Below are 16,698 nucleotides of genomic sequence, written 5' to 3'. Positions count from 1 at the left end.
TACATGAACGATAAAAGTGATCAAATCTCACCATTTCTAGTCTTTTTTTTAATCGTTAAAATTCAGATAGGTGTAGGGGTCCTGGGATTTCAAAGGATAATTATTAAATCTGCTGGCCATGATGCTTGGATGGCGGTCATTATAAGTGGTGTAGTCTTTTCATTGGGTATTTGGGGGATGTACAAGCTATTAAATCGCCACGATATGGACTTAATAGGCATACAGAAACGACTTTTTGGAAAGTGGCTTGGCGGTTTACTAAATATCATCTGGATACTGTATTGGCTGATGGTGGGTATTTCTGTTTTAAGATCCTATCTTGAAATCATTCAATCATGGGTATTCCCCCAAATTAACACATGGATGGTGACCTCCATATTTGCTTTATTAATTTATTATGTGGTTTTAGGTGGGTTTAGAGTGGTCGCCGGTATTTGCTTTTTAGGGATCAGTATCCCTTCTTATTTAATTCTAACTTTTTATTTCCCGCTGGAATTCACACATTTTCGCAACCTATTACCCATTTGGGATCATTCTCTTAAAGACATGGCCCTTGCATCTAAGCAAATGTCATATAGCTATTTAGGCGTTTCCACTTTAATGATGTATTATCCATTAGTTAAGCATCGTAAAAGTACACAAAAGTGGGCGCAACTAGGAAATCTTACTTCTGTTTTCCTTTATTTATGCCTAACGATCCTGACAATAGGGTTTTACAGTGAAGACCAAATCAGTAGATATATTTGGGCAACTTTGTCCTTTTGGGGAATTGTACAAATGCCTTTCGTTGAACGGTTTGAGTACATAGGAATCGCTACATGGGTCTTAGTTTTAGTACCTAGTGTATGTCTCTATATGTGGGTTTCGGCAAGGGGGATTTCACAATACTTTAAAATGAAGCAGAAAACAATTTATGCTCTACTATTAATTTTATTGGTTGTGATGACAAATCTAATTAAAGGCAGGGGAATGATTAATCAATATGTGGATTACATTTCAAATTTAGGTTTGATTTTGGAAATTCCTTATATTTTATTTCTGGTTTGTTTATCTACTGTCATGTCAAATAAAAAGGAAGATAAAAAATGAGAATTTTATTCGCGAAATTGGCCCTGATACTTCTTTTAATTAGTGTTCTCTCAGGCTGCATGGGGGTGGATAGCAAAGTTCTCGATGAAATAAATTTGGCAACAGCCATCGGATATGATTATGTCGATAAGACTCATTTCGAAGCTATCGCTGTAACACCTCTTTATTATCCTGATAAAACCATTAAAAATATTACCTATAGTTCGAAATCATCACTTAGTAAAGACGTGCGAGATGAGATGAATCAGCAATCTGAAAGACCCATCTTTAGTGGGAAATTAGAGGTGGTCTTATACGAAAAAAGGCTTGCGAAACAAGGGATATTCTATCTAATCGATACATTAATCAGAGACCCTTCAATTGGAACTACTTTAAAACTCGGCATTGTCGAAGGAAGTTCAAAGGATGTGTTAAGCCACCAGTTTGGCAACATAGATAAAGGAATTTATTTATCTAATACAATTGAGCAAAATATAAAAATGGGTATGCTGCCTAGAACTAACCTCCATCTTTTTTTGTATGCTCATTACTCTGAAGGAATGGACCCATTCTTACCTATCGTAAAAGCATTGGATGGGAAAGTTTATATTAAAGGAAATGCCATGTTTAATAGTAAAGGGGAATACGTGTATCAGACTACGAGCCGTGAAAATGTTATTTTCAAAATGCTATATGAAAATACAACAAGCAAGGAAGGGTTCTCTACAAAAATTGAAGGGAGAGAATTTGCTTCCGTCAACAATATAAAAACAAAAAGGTCTTATAAGATTTCAAAGCCGATGACAGATACTCCTATAACGATCGATCTCGAGATAAAGGCACTATTGCGAGAATATACCGGTGATGAAGTAACTCCTAAAATGATTAAAATTATAGAAGATAAAATGTCCAAAGATGTGAAGGAACGCTCGGAAAAATTATTGAGGAATTTTCAAAAACTACATGTTGATCCCCTGGGGATTGGCGAACAAGTACGCACGAGGACTAGAAGCTGGGATAAGAAAAAATGGGATGAAATTTATACTTCTATCCCGATAAATGTGAATGCTAAAGTTGAAATTTTAGAATCGGGCGTTGTGGAATAGGAGTAAACGGAGTTGCGGTTTATTAGGGAATATAAAGCGACAGGAGTTCTTCTTAATAGGGAGTTGATTTTTAAAATATCAGCATCATTTACAGGATGCTTTTTTTTGTGCTGAAAATTATTTTATAAATTTCCATCTGCAGTCTATGTATCTAATTAATCTGAAAATTCCTTGAACCACCACTAGATTTTGCTGATAAAGTAAGACGCAATTAGAGTATTAAAAGTGAAGTCAATGGCAGCCTCCATTTTACGAACCAAATGGTTCGGTGGCACCAGTTTATCTAAAGTAATCATTTCAAGTTGATCTCGCTGAAATAGAATCAAGTTTAGAAAGCATCCTCATCACCTCAWGTTTTAATACTTCTATTTTAAAACAAAAATGACYCYAGGCARAAGTGTTCTATCTAARAGKTAARACAAAGTTGATTGGAGCGGGTGTWCGAGACTCCTGCTTAGAAAAGCGAGTCTAGGRGAGACCCCGCAGGCGAAAGCCGAGGGCCGACCGCCCGCGGAAAGCGAGTGCCCTACGTTCCAATCAACGTCCAAATTGTACAAGCCATAAAAATAGACAAACTCGATTTTCATCGGGTTTGTCTACAGTCTGAGACAATTAATAAATTAATTGCCTTTTTATACCCTGCTTGGAATAGAGATGAATATGAAGGAGTCATTCAGAACTTCCTGACCCCCATCTCCCTTAGGGGAGTTTTTAATTTTTTCCCAATCCTCTATAAAGCCTTAAGCATTAAACATCGGTTGCGTTGTAGCGGGACAAATCGTTTTAACGGAACAAATAGATGAAAGGCTAATAGTGAAATTACCCATTGCTCTGTCAGTAACTATCACTTGTCCGGTAACAGCATCAAAACTGCGTAACTCTACAAATATAGGTGTAAATGGTTCAGCGGTTGTAGTGAATCCAATGATTGAACCTATGATGGAAGTCCTTAGAAACTCACTTATTTGTTGTCGGGTCTGACATGCTTGTCCGATTGGCGAAAATCTTTTTTGTTTATGCCCTTTGTCTTTTGCTTTATCACAGCAGGATGACTTATCACAGCAGGATGACTTATCATGGCTGGAAGATTTACCATGGCAGGATGAACTATGACCGCAGAATGGATTATGACGGCATAAAAAATCATTACTTAAATTCATAAAATATCACTCCTTTTCTACTATATATATGAGATAAAACAAAACATGCTTGTACAAATTTACTAAAATCCCTGCCTTTATCGTATCCGTCCATGAATATTTCTACGTAATGTTTCGTGAATCGTAACTGTCTATAAGGCAGTTACAAACAGGAATTGTTGTACGTGTTATAGAAAGTCATATTAGGGAGGGATCCATGGATGTCAAACCTTGATAATGAAGAAATGCTAACAGGAGGGAATGTTTCTGAAGTTTATCGTTCAGGAGATACTGTGCGACGGGAATTAAAGCCTGATAGTCCCAAGATTCATAAGCTATTAAAGCATTTGGAGAATAAAGGTTTCAGTTATGCACCAAAGTTTTTAGGTATTGATGAAAAAAGAAGAGAAATATTATCCTTTATTGAAGGAGAAGCTGGTAATTATCCTTTAAAGGAATACATGTGGTCAGATGATGTCTTAATGGAAATAGCGAAAATGCTCCGTCTTTATCATGATTCTGTCAGTGACTTTTCATTTGATGACAGCTGGCAACCGATAGATAACACCCCCCAACAACCTGAGGTGCTATGCCATAATGATTTTGCGATGTACAACATTATTTTTAACCGTAAAAAACCAATGGGTATTATTGATTTTGATGTTGCTGGACCCGGTCCAAGACTTTGGGACATAGCTTACACACTTTATACTTGCGTTCCCTTAAGCAGATTTCATCTTTCTGAAGCAGATGAGAAAGTTTATTACCATTCATTACAGCATGGTACCCGTATAAAACAAAGAATCAGATTGTTTCTTGAATCTTACGGTGGAGGAATAGAAGCAGACTATTTGGAAATGGTATTGCTGCGGTTAGAAGGGTTATGTAAAACAATTACAAGAAAATCCAGTGAAGGGGACATCGCTTTTCAAAAGATGATAGAGGAAGGGCATCTTGAACATTATCAAAACGATATTAACTTCATTCGGGAACATGGAAAGGATTGGATGTAAGGGTGGGTTATTGTTGAATTAACGGGTGCTTTACTTCAATAAGGGTTTTAATCACAAGAAAAGAATCCATTTCGATCAAACTTTTTTCAAAATGGATTCTTTTTATTAACGTTAATATGTGGTTCAGGTGAGAATTTTGATCAGTCTTGATTCTAAAATTACACATGGATCTTAATTAGTTCTATATTTTTATAAATGGACTTACTGATCATTTATCAGCACCTATATATTCAACTCTTAGGGGATTTTTTACCTGATAATTATCCTCATGATTCATCGCATCTTTAAAAAACTTCATGCCTTTGCCCTTTCCTGGTTTCTTCAGAAAAGAGAGTAGGAGCTATAGAACCATATTCTCATATTTTCTTCATCCGTATAATATTTTTTTTGTGATACACACTTAAAACCAGACCAAACAAGAAGGCGTTGATCATCGCTGATAAAGCACCATAACTCATAAATGGCAGGGATACGCTTATTATTGGTAATAAGCCGAGAGACATTCCGATACTGACAGTTACCTGTGCAGTGAATATGGCAAAACTGCCGGAAACAAGCATTTTTCCAAAAGGGTCTTTCACCGTTTGGAATATACGGGAAATTCGCCAGATTATCCATAAAAACAGTAAACCAATGAGCAATGCCCCGGCCCAGCCAAGCGTATAGGTAATGGTTACAAAGATAAAATCAGTCATCATTTCATTAGAAAAATCAATCTCCCTGTGGGAACCTAAATGGCCAAACCATCCGGCATCCTCAATTAGCCTTTCTAGTTTCAAATACATATACCCCGATGTCTCACTGAATCTTTCAGGCGTAACGAACGCATAAAGTCTTTCAAATTGATAGGCCCTTATATTTTTCAAGGATATAAGCAGAAGTGAAACACATGCAGTAAGCAGGACCGCTGCAGTGATAAGGATTTTCCTTTTATTTAGGCCGCTCTTCCAGACCATGACAGCGACCATCAATGAATAAAGCGCCACAGCCTGCAAGTTGACTGTAACCATAAACAAAAAGGCAGAACATATGTATAAAATGGCAGCCAAATAAACATTCATCTTTTTTGATTGCAGCATTCCGGCCCAGGCAAGCAGAAAAAGCGGCAGAACCACAATAGAATCGACCGATAACAGACCCATAATATTAATTCGAGGACTGCCGTTCACGAATACATTGGAGAATTGGAATTGAACAAGAATCAGACATCCCACCGTAAAGAAAACCCAGCCCCATCTCTGAAGTTTCCGATAATCGAAAAAAAGAAGGACACAGGCCAAAATGACACTTCCTGCGACAGAATATACCTGCTTCAGCACTGAAAAGGAATTACCATTCTTAAATAAGAACCAAAACAAAAACAGACCCGCAGCTGACATGAATAGAAACATGCTCATTAGCTTCCAATCAATCTTCGGCCTGTGCAGCTTGTCCATCCTCAGCCCGATATCAGAGGGGCTACCCATATTCCGGACAGCCAGTTCCTCTGCTTCATCTTCTGTATATCCTTTTTTGACCAGTTCAATTTTAGCTTGATGCAAATGGGCTTTTAATTCAGCTTCTATATATTTTTTTGCTTCTTTTGATCGGATATATGACGAAACCTCATCTAAAAAATGATTGCTTCTCAATCGGTTCCTCCTCCTTCAAACGCTGTCCGCCAACGAGCAGAGGCGGAACCACTTTTAGATTCCTTTTTCTTTAACCACTTTTTTGCACGTTCATCCAAGGAATAGAGCTTTCTTTCTTCCGTTTCCCAAAAAGACTGGATCCAGCCTTCCTTCTCAAGCTCATGCAAGACAGCATATAAGGAGCCTTCGTTATTTTCAAATTTCCGGATGCCTTTCTGGTAAAGAGATTCGTTAATCTGATAGCCACTTTTCTCCTCATCCAATGATCTAAAAATACCAATCAAAATGTCTTCCCTACTCACATCCTGCTTTTCTATAGCATTATGGATGGAGTGTCTATGGTTTTCCGAGAATTTTAAATCACGAAATGTATGCTTTTTCAAAGCCGATTTCAAGCCCGCTAATTTATCTTCCATCGGTGGATTCCTCCCAATAGGTTTTTAACCGTCTTTTTGCCTGGCGCATCCTGGTCTTCACCGTTCCAAGTTTGACCCCGGTAATTTCAGAAATCTCCTTGAGCTTCATTTCCTGAAAATAATGGAGATAAATAAGCTCACGATACTGGATGGGCAGCTCCATAACTGCAACAGCAAGCTGCCTGTCTTCATCCTGCTGAATGACCTCTTCTTCCACATTATCGGAAGAAGTCCATTCCTGCTCTTCTTCCGCAGTTGAAACTTTTCGGAAGTACCAGCTTTTCCTATAATCCTTACAATGGTTAATAGCAATTCTCCAAAGCCACGTCCTTATATTTGATTGTTGGTTATACGTGGGCAGAGCCTTATAGCATTTGATGAAAATCTCCTGTGTCAGGTCCTCTGCAACAACTGCATCTTTTACATAGGAATAGACCAATTGCAGAATATCCTGGCCATAAAGGGACATCATTTCATCAAGTAAGGATTCGTCATCTTTCATTTGAGACCATTTCAACACAAACTCCTCCAAAACAGTTCACACTTCCTTCCCTAGATATATAGACGATAGTACTTATATGAAGGTTTTCTTTTTTTAAAAAATTATCCCTTTGTTACTATGGAGTACAACTGAAAAACCTGAAAACATTTTAAGAATCAGAACATTCTTCCCTGACAAAATCCAATCAGAAAAGTTAAACCGTTTATAAACATGATAAATCGAAATCACTACTTTCTTGAATAGGAGAGAAGGGATTATTTGTAAGTGAGTCGAAGTTAATAACATTAAGGAGAAAGAATAATTATAAAGGAAGTGGGAGATCTATTGGATACAAAAGAGGTATTGAAGCGATTCGAACAGGTGGCTGCATACTATATTGAAGAGTTAAGTAAATATTCGCTGGATGAGTTTACGAGGAAGCCTTCTGAGGATGAATGGTCATTAGGACAAATGTACAATCATTTAATAAAGAGTACCCTTAGTCTCCATTTGAAAGCCATTGAGCAATGTGTTAATGGCACTACTTCCGATGGCGGTGAAAAAACAGAAATAGGCGAATCGATTTTCAAAGAAGGGACGTTTCCTCCAATCAGGTTAAAAGGACCGGATACACCGGATTTCACACCGCCAAATCCTACAGGAAAAGAAGAAGTAAAGGAAGGACTGCTTCAAATCGTTGAGAAAATGCAAGAGATCGAGAGAAGGCTCTCTGACATTCCGGCCAGTCAGAAAGTCCAGCACCGGAGAATGGGATATTTAAATGCAAAGGAATATTTTCAGCTAATCGAAATGCACTTCCGTCACCACTTCCGTCAAAAAGAACGTATCGATCAGTTTCTTTTAAAAGTAAGTAAGTAATCTTTATTGTTAAAGCATTTATTTGACCGTCGAGATATCAGCAGGAGCCCAGTGAGGGAGTTCCAAAGAGCTGAGAGGGTGCCATTCAAGTTAAACCAAGCAGTTTACAACGAAGGTTGATTATGAAACTGTTGAATGACGAATAGAATTATTCCGTTAAGAGTAACGAAAAAAGCCAATTTCTCAATTTTAATGCTGAGAAATTGGCTTTTTAATATCGGAATTTTCCTTAACGTTATAAATACCTCTTATAGAACTCCCTAGTTTAATAGATAATGCTCGGAAAATCGCGTATTCGTAGGATTTCAAACCACATGGTATAGGCGGAATTTGCTTTGGCAGCTCTTTTTTCTTATGGAGCTAAAGGTGAATTTTAATAAGTAAAAGTTATTCTTTATAATGAATTAGAAATAAAAATATTGATATTTAATTCAATAGAAGGAAGGTTTTTGTATTGGATATTGAAAAATATAATTTGGTTAATCAAAATAATTGTAAAAAACCTAATTATAAAATAGATGATAAAGAAATATATTTTGATATTTATGTTAGCCCTGATAAAGAAGTGTGTATCATAGGCAGTTTAGACAACAATTATATTTGTTGGACTTCGATTACCATTCTTGATGAAAGTGATTTGATTGTTACGATTATCGATTACATATTGAAACGTAAACCTGTTATGGTTTCAAGTATCTCTTGCGCATTAGGATTTCGTTACGAGGAAGTAATGAAATGGCATAAATTTCGCATTTCCAAAAAACTGTATGGTGATGGTGAGTATCGTTACTACTCACAAGCCAGTCCTGCCTATTTAGGAGATAACGAAATGTATCTTGCTAAATATATGTCAGGGGAAATAAACAGGTTTTATTATTTGGAGTTATCGAAGTGTAAATATCGTTTGATGGATAGCTATTATTTTAAAATATTAGAAGGTTATAAAAAACTTTTAAAACAGAAGGAAAATTACGAATACTATTACGAAATGAAACCTCTTATTTCCTTATTGAAAAGTGAAAGTTATCTGAAATTATCTCCGAATGAGGAAATAAGAAATATATACTTGGATTGTATGAAGGAATGTTCTAACCTATATAATCGCTATATGTCATCAGTAAGGTAAAAGATTGAAATGATAGATTAATTATAAATTGTTAGGGGAGATAAAATATGATTGAATACTTAAATGGAAAGGAATACTGGAACGGAAAGGAATGTACGGGCAATTTTGTGTATCGCACATTAGCGGATATGTTCCCCGAGGATTATGAACGATACCGAAAAGAATCAATGGAATTTAAAGAAAAGCATACTGTTATACACTGCTCTCTTTGTTCTGATAAATGGGTTCATAATGACACCGATATGTCTACTGTTCAATGTCCTTCCTGCAAGTCCATAGAATTTGAAAAGTTATAAGCCCTTATTAAGTCTTTGTGATTGTGAATAAATGCAATTAAACTAAAGGTGCGTTAGCTGAAGATCGGAGCTGTTTTTAAGGCAGCTTTTTCTTTATGTAACAAAAGGGGCAAGTTAGTTCAACAACTGAAACTTTAATAAGCCAGTGAAAACAACATTTTCACGTGGTATATAATAAAAATGTAACTATCCGAACCTTTTAAGAGAGGCGAATAACATGAAGGTAGAAATAAGCCACTTCCCTCCAGAAGAAATAATAACTAAGCCTGGCCCAGAAGCCACTTATCCTTTTGATATAACCGGTGAGTTCAAATATATTGTAGAGTTTTCTTGTTATGTAGATGGGGATTATGCAGAGGCCCATGAAGAATTCTTTTGCAATTGGCTGGAGAGCCCAAATTATTACCCTATTTATTCACTTGCGGAATTCTATGATTTTCAACTAGAAGAGTACGAAGAGCTGTTTAAGAAGCAAAATATAGAGTTCAATTATATGAAGGGGAGTAGTAAAGACTCGTTCTTTGTAAAGGCAAATATCCGCAGCCCACAGCAATTCAAACAATATTATCCTTATTTACACGGGAATGGGAGCATGTTGAACTTATCATTATGGTCCTTAAAACAGGATGTCTTCAGACTAGAGGAAAGGGAACATGAGTCACCTTATCCCGTAAAAAGGACTAAAAATAACCGAACAAGACTAATTAAACTAAAATGGATAGCCAATACCCTGATAGCAACGTTAAATGAGAGTTCCACTATGTTTTGGGTAGGGCATGATGGCGATTATATAGCCACATTCTCAAATGATGAAAACTTTTCAACAATAGACTCTCTTCAAAAAATAATGCCGGAAAAGGTTGAGCTGGTGACTGATTATGAATGGGAATAGTGTTTTCCCTTTCCTACCCTTGTTGTACCAACGGGTGCTTTATTTCATTATCAAGAGCTGATCAGCAGCTCTTTTTCTTATGGAACTAAAGGGGCAGTTTAGTTGAAAAAGGAATATTAATTTTATTGGGTTATGGAAAGAACAAAATATAATAAAAAACTCGCCAAAAACTGAACGAGTTTTAAATACCTATTTTTATTGCTGGTTGAAATAATAATGCGCTCAACATAAAACGATTATACGATAGGGTGTGGTTTGAGCAGGGATACTTCTTGTGGCAGGTCCATAGAAAACAATTAAATCTCGGTTCGCTGGATATCTTGAAAAGAGTTGCCCATTTGTTAATAATATTTGGGTATAGGGAGATAATTTTAATTGTAATTGTCCATCACTACTCACCAATTGGTTATTAAAATAATCAACTTTTACATTCTGATTTGGGTTATCTTTTACCATGACAAGCGCTTGATATTGTGGAGGGTAAATAAGAATAGCAGGTAAATCTCCATCATAATATCCTGTCACGCGATCTCCTACTATGACCATTTCATGGTCAACGAAGTAAGTTGAGGGTGAAACCACGAAATTTACTATTGAACCCAATTCATTTTCTATTGTAAATAATTTATAACAACCTTCTCTTTCACCATTTTGACCTGTAAAAAAATCACTAATCACCGTGACAGTTCCATGAAATGAATAAAAAGTTGTCATACAATACCTCCAAAATTAAAAGATAGGGGCGATCTTTTATTTTGAGACTATTCGAGATAAGGCTTTTTTAGGATTTTAGTATAATGTAGGGATAGGAGGACAGGTAACAGCATCTATAAGTCTTGGGTCAATACCGTAGAATTGCCAGAAAGCACCGTTCCATCTATATCCAGATACTTCTCCATATTCCACACGAGTAGGGTAAAACCAAAATTGTCTGCCATTTATAAGCCATACATAAGTGTTTTGATATAGACAGTCGACGATATAGGACACAGAAGGTTTTGGTGGAATGAATGTTGGAGGAGGGGATTGTGGACTCATTGTCCCCTGGCGTGGGAAATATCTCATGTGATTTCACTCCTTTTAGTTAGGTTCTCAACATTATATGTTGAGAAGAAGTAAAAGGATTATTTAACGCGAAAACTAAAGATTGTGAAGTAATGTACTTAAACTAACGGGTGCGTTAGCTGAAGATCGGAGCTGTTTTTAAGGCAGCTTTTTCTTTATGCATTTAAAGTGGGAAGATAATCCGATAATAAAAAAATACATATATAACGAGATTTGGTAAAATTAATTAGAGGAGAAGGGGGTGCTTTAATTATCTTGGTTATTTGTTTCTTTTATGGAAATATAGCACAAGTGATTGACCCTGGAGTAACACCTTTTCGTGTATGCTGATATGTGGAATCATTATATCTTTCTCTTAGCGAGAAAGGACTTTGAAGAAAATCATCCTTAGGTCTTAATATATTTGTTGGTTTCGTTTACTTTATGGCTGTTGAATTAATGAGAATAATATTCCAGGGGAACGGACTTTAAATTGTTTATTCAACAAACAGGTGCGTACTTCATTACCAGGAGCTGAACAACAGCTCCTTTTTCTTATGGGGATGCCCTATAGTTCTCACATGTCACTGCAAAATTCTATATACTAAAATTAACTAAGAACCTTTAAATAGAAGTGTAATACGAGGAGGATCATATCATGCTTATTACGGAACGGCATCAATTAATATTAAAGCTATTAAAAGAAAAGGGGAATGTTAAGATTCATGAGCTAGTAGAATTAACAAATACTTCAGAATCTACTTTGCGTCGTGATCTAGATCAATTAGAAAAGCAGAACTACTTAAAACGTGTACATGGTGGAGCTTCACTTTTACATAGTAAACGAGACGAACCAAGTGTGTTTGAGAAGATAACGCAGAACCTTGAGGAAAAAGCTAAGATAGCAAAATATGCGGCAGAACTAATTTTGGACGGCGACTGTGTTTATCTTGATGCTGGAACAACAACGTATCAAATGATCAAACATTTAAGACAAAAAGATATCGTTGTCATTACAAACGGAATTGATCATTTAGATGCATTACTTGAAAATGAAATATGTACATATTTTATTGGTGGGTTTGTTAAAAAGATTACCAAAGCAACAGTTGGACGTTATGCATACGAAAGTATAAAAAAATACAGATTTGATAAGTGTTTCATGGGTGCGAACGCTATTCATTATAATTTTGGATTGACTACCCCAGATCCAGAAGAGGCGCAAATAAAAGAAAGAGCCATCCTTTTGTCACGTGAGGCCTTTGTATTAGCAGATCATACAAAATTTGGAGAAGTATCATTTTCTAAGTTTGCAGATTTAAACCAGACGAAAGTTATTACGAATGAAGAAGGTACAATAACGCTAGGAAAATATAAGGAGAAAACGGAGATAATTATTGTGAGGGACTAAAACTAAATTTGCTATCGTTGAAGGAAAGCTGGTATTCAAAATGTCTGATTCAGACATTTTGAATACCAGCTTTTTTTGAAGATTCTGAAATTATTTTATTGAAAATTTTCCTCTTTGTTTTATCAATATAATAAAGAATGCTTGATTTATTGTAATGTGGCCAATTAACAATGAGGGAAAATCTGCTCCATGTATTAAACATTCCATTTGAGACGTTTAATATTTTATGTTATCAATATACTTTTTGTAATAATTGGAACCGTTGACAATTACAAACAGCTCTAATATAATCAAAATCAATCAAAAACAACCAAAATCAATCAATTATAATTCTAATGTGTAAAGGGTAATTATATTGTTTTACAAAGGATGAAAGCGTTATCAATAAATTAGATGTCAATGTGAAAAACTATCAAAATCAACCATATTTCCATTATTTCTCCCAAAAATATTCATTTAAGGAGGTGATCTAGTTTAAGAGATTGGGAGCGTTAACAATTTCTCGTTCAGTAGCTAATTATTTTCATCTTCAAAAACTAGGGGGGACTAATATGGTGAAATATTTAAAAGTAATAGGAATGCTAGTTTTGGCGTTTGTAATTGCCGCGATGACGGCATGTAGTGGGGCTAGTGAATCATCAAATGGATCAACAGATGGTAACGAAGGACAAAAAGGTAACAAACAATTAACGATCGGTGTAGCGGTGGGTAGTTTAGCAAACCCTTTCTTCGTCTCCATGGCTAAAGGTGCTGAAGAAGCAGGAAAAGAATTAGGTGCTGAAGTTCTAGTTGAAAGCGCTGAATATGATTTAGCCAAACAAGCAGCTCAAATTGAAAACTTTATTACGAAAAAAGTAGATATCATTCTTTTAAATGCTGTTGATACAAAAGGAATTGCGGCAGCTGTTCAACAGGCCAAAGCGGCTGATATTCCAGTAGTTGCTGTAGATACCAATGCTGAAGGTGGTGTCGATGCCACTGTTACTTCAGACAACTATCAAGCTGGTAAACTGGCCGGAGAATATGTGATTGAAAAATTAGATGGAAAAGGAAAAATAGTCATTATTGATGGACCTCCTGTTTCGGCTGTATCTGATCGTATTCAAGGATTTGAAGATGCAATAAAGGATTCCAAAATTAAAGTTATCGCGAAGCAAAATGGAGAAGGGAATCGCGAAAAGGCATTAACGGTGATGGAAAGTATTTTACAAGCTAATTCATCAGGCTCTATTGACGCTGTATTTGCGATTAATGATCCAGAAGCAATTGGTGTTGAAATTGCTCAAGAGCAAGCGAATCGTAAAGATGAATTTTTCATTGTCGGAGTGGACGGTGCTCCTGAAGCTACAGAAGCAATGGCAAAGGAAGGAAGTACAATTGCTGCTACTTCAGCTCAGTCACCTAGTAACATGATCAAAAAAGCTGTTGAAATCGGAATGAAAGTTAAAAATGATGAAAAAGTTGAGGAGCTTATTAAAGTTCCAGTTGAGATTGTAACTCAAGATACATTAGATTCTTACCAAGGTTGGTAAGAATCTTTCAATAAATAGGCTGATAAGGATTCCTCCTTTAATCAGCCTATTCAAATCAATATAAGGGGTGAGATAAAGGTATGGCTGTGAATGAAATGTCCCTTAAAGGCCTACAAAGTCTAAAAAAGCCAGTGTTGAATATGGAAGGGATTGGTAAGACGTTCTCGAGTGTAACCGTATTGAACAATGTGAGAATTGAACTTTATCCAGGTGAAGTACATGCATTAATGGGAGAGAATGGCGCTGGAAAGTCAACTTTCATGAAAATCCTCGCAGGCATTCATACACCTGATGACAATGGTGGGAAAATCTACTTGAAAGGTCAACCAATTTTATGGAAGGACCCTACTGATGCAAGGAACAAAGGAATTAGTGTTATTCATCAGGAGTTAAACCTTTCTCCTAATTTAACAATAAGTGAAAATATCTTAATGGGCTCCACCTTTCCTAGAAATGGTTTAGGAATGGTGAAATGGGATAAGGTCCATGAACGTGCCCAAGAGGTGTTAGATTCAATGGGGTCGAATCTAAATCCACGCCAATTGGTTTCAACCTTAAGTGTTGCTCAACAACAAATGGTCGAGATCGCCCGAGCATTATCCTTTAATGCAGAGGTACTCATAATGGATGAACCAACCGCCTCTTTAACAGATAAAGAAATAAAAAAGCTGTTTGAAATTATTGATGATTTGAAAAAGCAGGGAGTTGCTATTGTATATATCTCTCACAGAATGGAAGAAATCTTTAAAATTTCTAATAGGTTCACTGTATTACGTGACGGCGAATGGATTGCAAGTGGGCCGATTGAAGAGACAAATCCTGATCATCTCGTAAAGCTGATGGTAGGACGGGATTTAAAGGACTTGTTTAATCGGTCAAAAGCCTTTGGCACAAAAAATCCAAAGGAAGTTTCACCTGTACTTGAATTGAAAAATGTTTCTGATAACACAATTGTAAAGAATGTATCTTTGAAAATTTACCCAGGTGAAATTGTTGGTTTAGCGGGGCTTGTTGGTGCTGGCAGAACAGAATTGGTTAGGGCCATTTTCGGTTTGTCCGAGTTGAAAAGTGGCGAAATATTGGTTGATGGTCAATCTGTTAAAATCAAATCCTCAATAGATGCTATTGCTAATAGGATTGCACATGTACCTGAAAGCAGGAAAGAACAAGGGTTATTTTTATCAATGTCCGTAAAAGAAAACATCATAATGGCTGAATTGAAAAAACACGCTAAAGCAGGAATTGTTAGTTGGAAGCAAGCAAATGAAAGCGCTAACCAATATATTGAAGACTTAAATATAAAAATAGCTTCCCCAGAACAGCAAGTATCAAACTTAAGTGGTGGGAATCAACAAAAGGTAGTGATCGCTAGGTGGCTATCAATTGCACCAAAGGTATTACTACTGGATGAGCCAACACGAGGGGTTGATATAGGTGCCAAGACTGAAATCCACAAGATTGTTTCAAAGCTTGCAGATGAAGGATTGGCCGTTTTAATGATATCATCTGAACTTCCTGAAGTATTGGGGGTAAGTGATCGAATACTTGTCATGAGTGAAGGAAGGTTAACAGGCGAGCTTTCGAAGGAAGAAGCTACACAGGAAACTATTATGCGATTAGCTACCATAGGGGGAAGAGAGAAATGAGAGGGAATACGCAAACTATTACACATTCACAACGCCTAAATATTGGAAATGTCCTTTATTCTTTATGGAATAGGCTTGGCATGATCATGATTTTATTATTATTGTGTGTAGTACTTTCATTTACAGCACCAAATTTTTTAGATACAGCCAATTTATTGAATGTATTAAAACAAGTTTCCATTATTGCTATTTTAGCTGCTGGGATGACAATCGTTATTTTAACTGGTGGTATTGATTTATCAGTTGGTGCAACAGTTGCTCTATCTGGCGTTATCTCAGTCATGGTCTCTTCTGCAGGAGTTAATCCTATAATTGCGATGTTATCAGGCGTACTAGTAGGGTATGCAGTAGGACTGATTAATGGGTTTCTTACAGCCAAAGCAAAGTTACCAGCATTTATTGTTACACTAGGCAGCTTCACATATGTTCGTGGACTCGCTTATGTCATTAGTGGCGGTTATCCAATTGTTTTACAAAACGAAACATTTAAATTCATCGGTGGTGGAAGTATTTTCGGAATCCCCACTCCTATTTATATCATGTCTTTAGTATATGTCGTGATGTTTTTTGTTCTTAAATATACGATGTTCGGTCGTCATATTTATGCGATTGGTGGCAATGAAGAGGCAGCTCGGTTAACTGGAATTAAGGTTGAAAAGTCTTTAATCAATGTGTATTCGATTAGTGGTTTACTAGCTGGTTTAGGAGGAGTCGTTTTAGCGGGAAGGTTGTTTTCTGGACAGCCAACTGCTGGTCAAATGTATGAGTTAGACGCAATTGCTGCTGTTATTCTAGGAGGAACAAGTTTAACAGGTGGAAAAGGGAAAATAATAGGAACAATTATTGGGGTTTTAATTATGGGGGTAATCAGTAATGGGTTAACTCTAATGGATGTCAACTATTATTGGCAGTTAGTTGTAAAAGGTGGAGTTATTGTAGCAGCCGTTCTATTAGATCGATTGCGCGGAAATAGTCCAGCATAACGATCACATGTCATTTTAGATTTTAAAAAAAGGGA

Annotated in this window: 16 protein-coding genes; 11 read left to right on the top strand and 5 right to left on the bottom strand. The window is 36.4% G+C overall.

What is annotated here, in order from left to right; genetic code table 11:
• Positions 1-3: 3 nt before the first annotated feature.
• Positions 4-1,089: a GerAB/ArcD/ProY family transporter gene (locus AC1DVB_RS05385; RefSeq protein ID WP_239859413.1), complete on the top strand. Its 1,086-nt coding sequence runs from the start codon at positions 4-6 to the stop codon at positions 1,087-1,089.
• On the top strand, positions 1,086-2,174 hold the full coding sequence (locus tag AC1DVB_RS05380; protein ID WP_095679800.1) for a Ger(x)C family spore germination protein: 1,089 nt from the start codon (positions 1,086-1,088) through the stop codon (positions 2,172-2,174). Before AC1DVB_RS05385 ends, AC1DVB_RS05380 begins: the two co-directional genes overlap by 4 nt.
• A 740-nt stretch (positions 2,175-2,914) precedes the next feature.
• On the opposite strand, the gene AC1DVB_RS05375 is transcribed toward AC1DVB_RS05380, so the two are convergent.
• Entirely contained in the window at positions 2,915-3,334 is a 420-nt protein-coding gene (locus AC1DVB_RS05375) for a hypothetical protein (RefSeq protein WP_141242763.1), read from the bottom strand.
• Positions 3,335-3,534: 200 nt separating this feature from the next.
• Between AC1DVB_RS05375 and AC1DVB_RS05370 the strand changes: the two genes are divergently transcribed.
• Positions 3,535-4,326 carry a phosphotransferase gene (locus AC1DVB_RS05370; protein WP_239859407.1) on the top strand — a complete coding sequence of 264 codons (792 nt, stop codon included), beginning with the start codon at positions 3,535-3,537 and terminating at the stop codon, positions 4,324-4,326.
• 356 nt (positions 4,327-4,682) lie between these two features.
• Here the strand turns inward: AC1DVB_RS05370 and AC1DVB_RS05365 are convergent, their stop codons facing one another.
• The 3 genes from AC1DVB_RS05365 to AC1DVB_RS05355 are packed head-to-tail and all read right to left on the bottom strand — an operon-like array spanning position 4,683 to position 6,905.
• Entirely contained in the window at positions 4,683-5,957 is a 1,275-nt protein-coding gene (locus AC1DVB_RS05365; protein WP_454861798.1) for an FtsW/RodA/SpoVE family cell cycle protein, read from the bottom strand.
• Complete coding sequence (locus tag AC1DVB_RS05360) at positions 5,954-6,373, bottom strand: PadR family transcriptional regulator (RefSeq protein WP_413005295.1); 420 nt, start codon at positions 6,371-6,373, stop codon at positions 5,954-5,956. Before AC1DVB_RS05360 ends, AC1DVB_RS05365 begins: the two co-directional genes overlap by 4 nt.
• Positions 6,363-6,905 carry a sigma-70 family RNA polymerase sigma factor gene (locus AC1DVB_RS05355; protein ID WP_063575061.1) on the bottom strand — a complete coding sequence of 181 codons (543 nt, stop codon included), beginning with the start codon at positions 6,903-6,905 and terminating at the stop codon, positions 6,363-6,365. Before AC1DVB_RS05355 ends, AC1DVB_RS05360 begins: the two co-directional genes overlap by 11 nt.
• Positions 6,906-7,199: 294 nt before the next feature.
• On the opposite strand from AC1DVB_RS05355, the gene AC1DVB_RS05350 reads away from it, so the two are divergent.
• The 4 genes from AC1DVB_RS05350 to AC1DVB_RS05335 all read left to right on the top strand — a co-directional run bounded on the left by AC1DVB_RS05350 (position 7,200) and on the right by AC1DVB_RS05335 (position 10,047).
• Entirely contained in the window at positions 7,200-7,733 is a 534-nt protein-coding gene (locus tag AC1DVB_RS05350) for a DinB family protein (RefSeq protein WP_057277133.1), read from the top strand.
• Between the two features lie 454 nt (positions 7,734-8,187).
• A complete protein-coding gene (locus AC1DVB_RS05345) occupies positions 8,188-8,859 on the top strand; it encodes a hypothetical protein (RefSeq protein ID WP_477588445.1) in 672 nt (223 codons plus the stop codon).
• A gap of 47 nt (positions 8,860-8,906) precedes the next feature.
• On the top strand, positions 8,907-9,155 hold the full coding sequence (locus AC1DVB_RS05340) for a hypothetical protein (RefSeq protein ID WP_328129988.1): 249 nt from the start codon (positions 8,907-8,909) through the stop codon (positions 9,153-9,155).
• A gap of 217 nt (positions 9,156-9,372) precedes the next feature.
• On the top strand, positions 9,373-10,047 hold the full coding sequence (locus tag AC1DVB_RS05335) for a hypothetical protein (protein ID WP_477588443.1): 675 nt from the start codon (positions 9,373-9,375) through the stop codon (positions 10,045-10,047).
• Between the two features lie 222 nt (positions 10,048-10,269).
• Here AC1DVB_RS05335 and AC1DVB_RS05330 read toward each other — a convergent pair whose 3' ends face one another.
• Complete coding sequence (locus AC1DVB_RS05330; protein ID WP_057277227.1) at positions 10,270-10,761, bottom strand: hypothetical protein; 492 nt, start codon at positions 10,759-10,761, stop codon at positions 10,270-10,272.
• Between the two features lie 988 nt (positions 10,762-11,749).
• On the opposite strand from AC1DVB_RS05330, the gene AC1DVB_RS05325 reads away from it, so the two are divergent.
• The 4 genes from AC1DVB_RS05325 to AC1DVB_RS05310 all read left to right on the top strand — a co-directional run bounded on the left by AC1DVB_RS05325 (position 11,750) and on the right by AC1DVB_RS05310 (position 16,663).
• Positions 11,750-12,502: a DeoR/GlpR family DNA-binding transcription regulator gene (locus AC1DVB_RS05325; RefSeq protein ID WP_063575067.1), complete on the top strand. Its 753-nt coding sequence runs from the start codon at positions 11,750-11,752 to the stop codon at positions 12,500-12,502.
• A 551-nt stretch (positions 12,503-13,053) separates the two neighbouring features.
• On the top strand, positions 13,054-14,034 hold the full coding sequence (locus AC1DVB_RS05320) for a substrate-binding domain-containing protein (protein ID WP_230134628.1): 981 nt from the start codon (positions 13,054-13,056) through the stop codon (positions 14,032-14,034).
• A gap of 80 nt (positions 14,035-14,114) precedes the next feature.
• Positions 14,115-15,680 carry a sugar ABC transporter ATP-binding protein gene (locus AC1DVB_RS05315; RefSeq protein ID WP_057277232.1) on the top strand — a complete coding sequence of 522 codons (1,566 nt, stop codon included), beginning with the start codon at positions 14,115-14,117 and terminating at the stop codon, positions 15,678-15,680.
• Positions 15,681-15,760: 80 nt separating this feature from the next.
• Positions 15,761-16,663, top strand: coding sequence for an ABC transporter permease (locus tag AC1DVB_RS05310; protein ID WP_225988884.1), 903 nt, complete (start codon positions 15,761-15,763; stop codon positions 16,661-16,663).
• Positions 16,664-16,698: the final 35 nt, after the last annotated feature.

Source organism: Peribacillus sp. P4_D6, assembly GCF_056401795.1.
The sequence above is the reverse complement of the archived record's forward strand: the minus strand, read 5'-3'. Positions and strand labels throughout refer to the sequence as shown.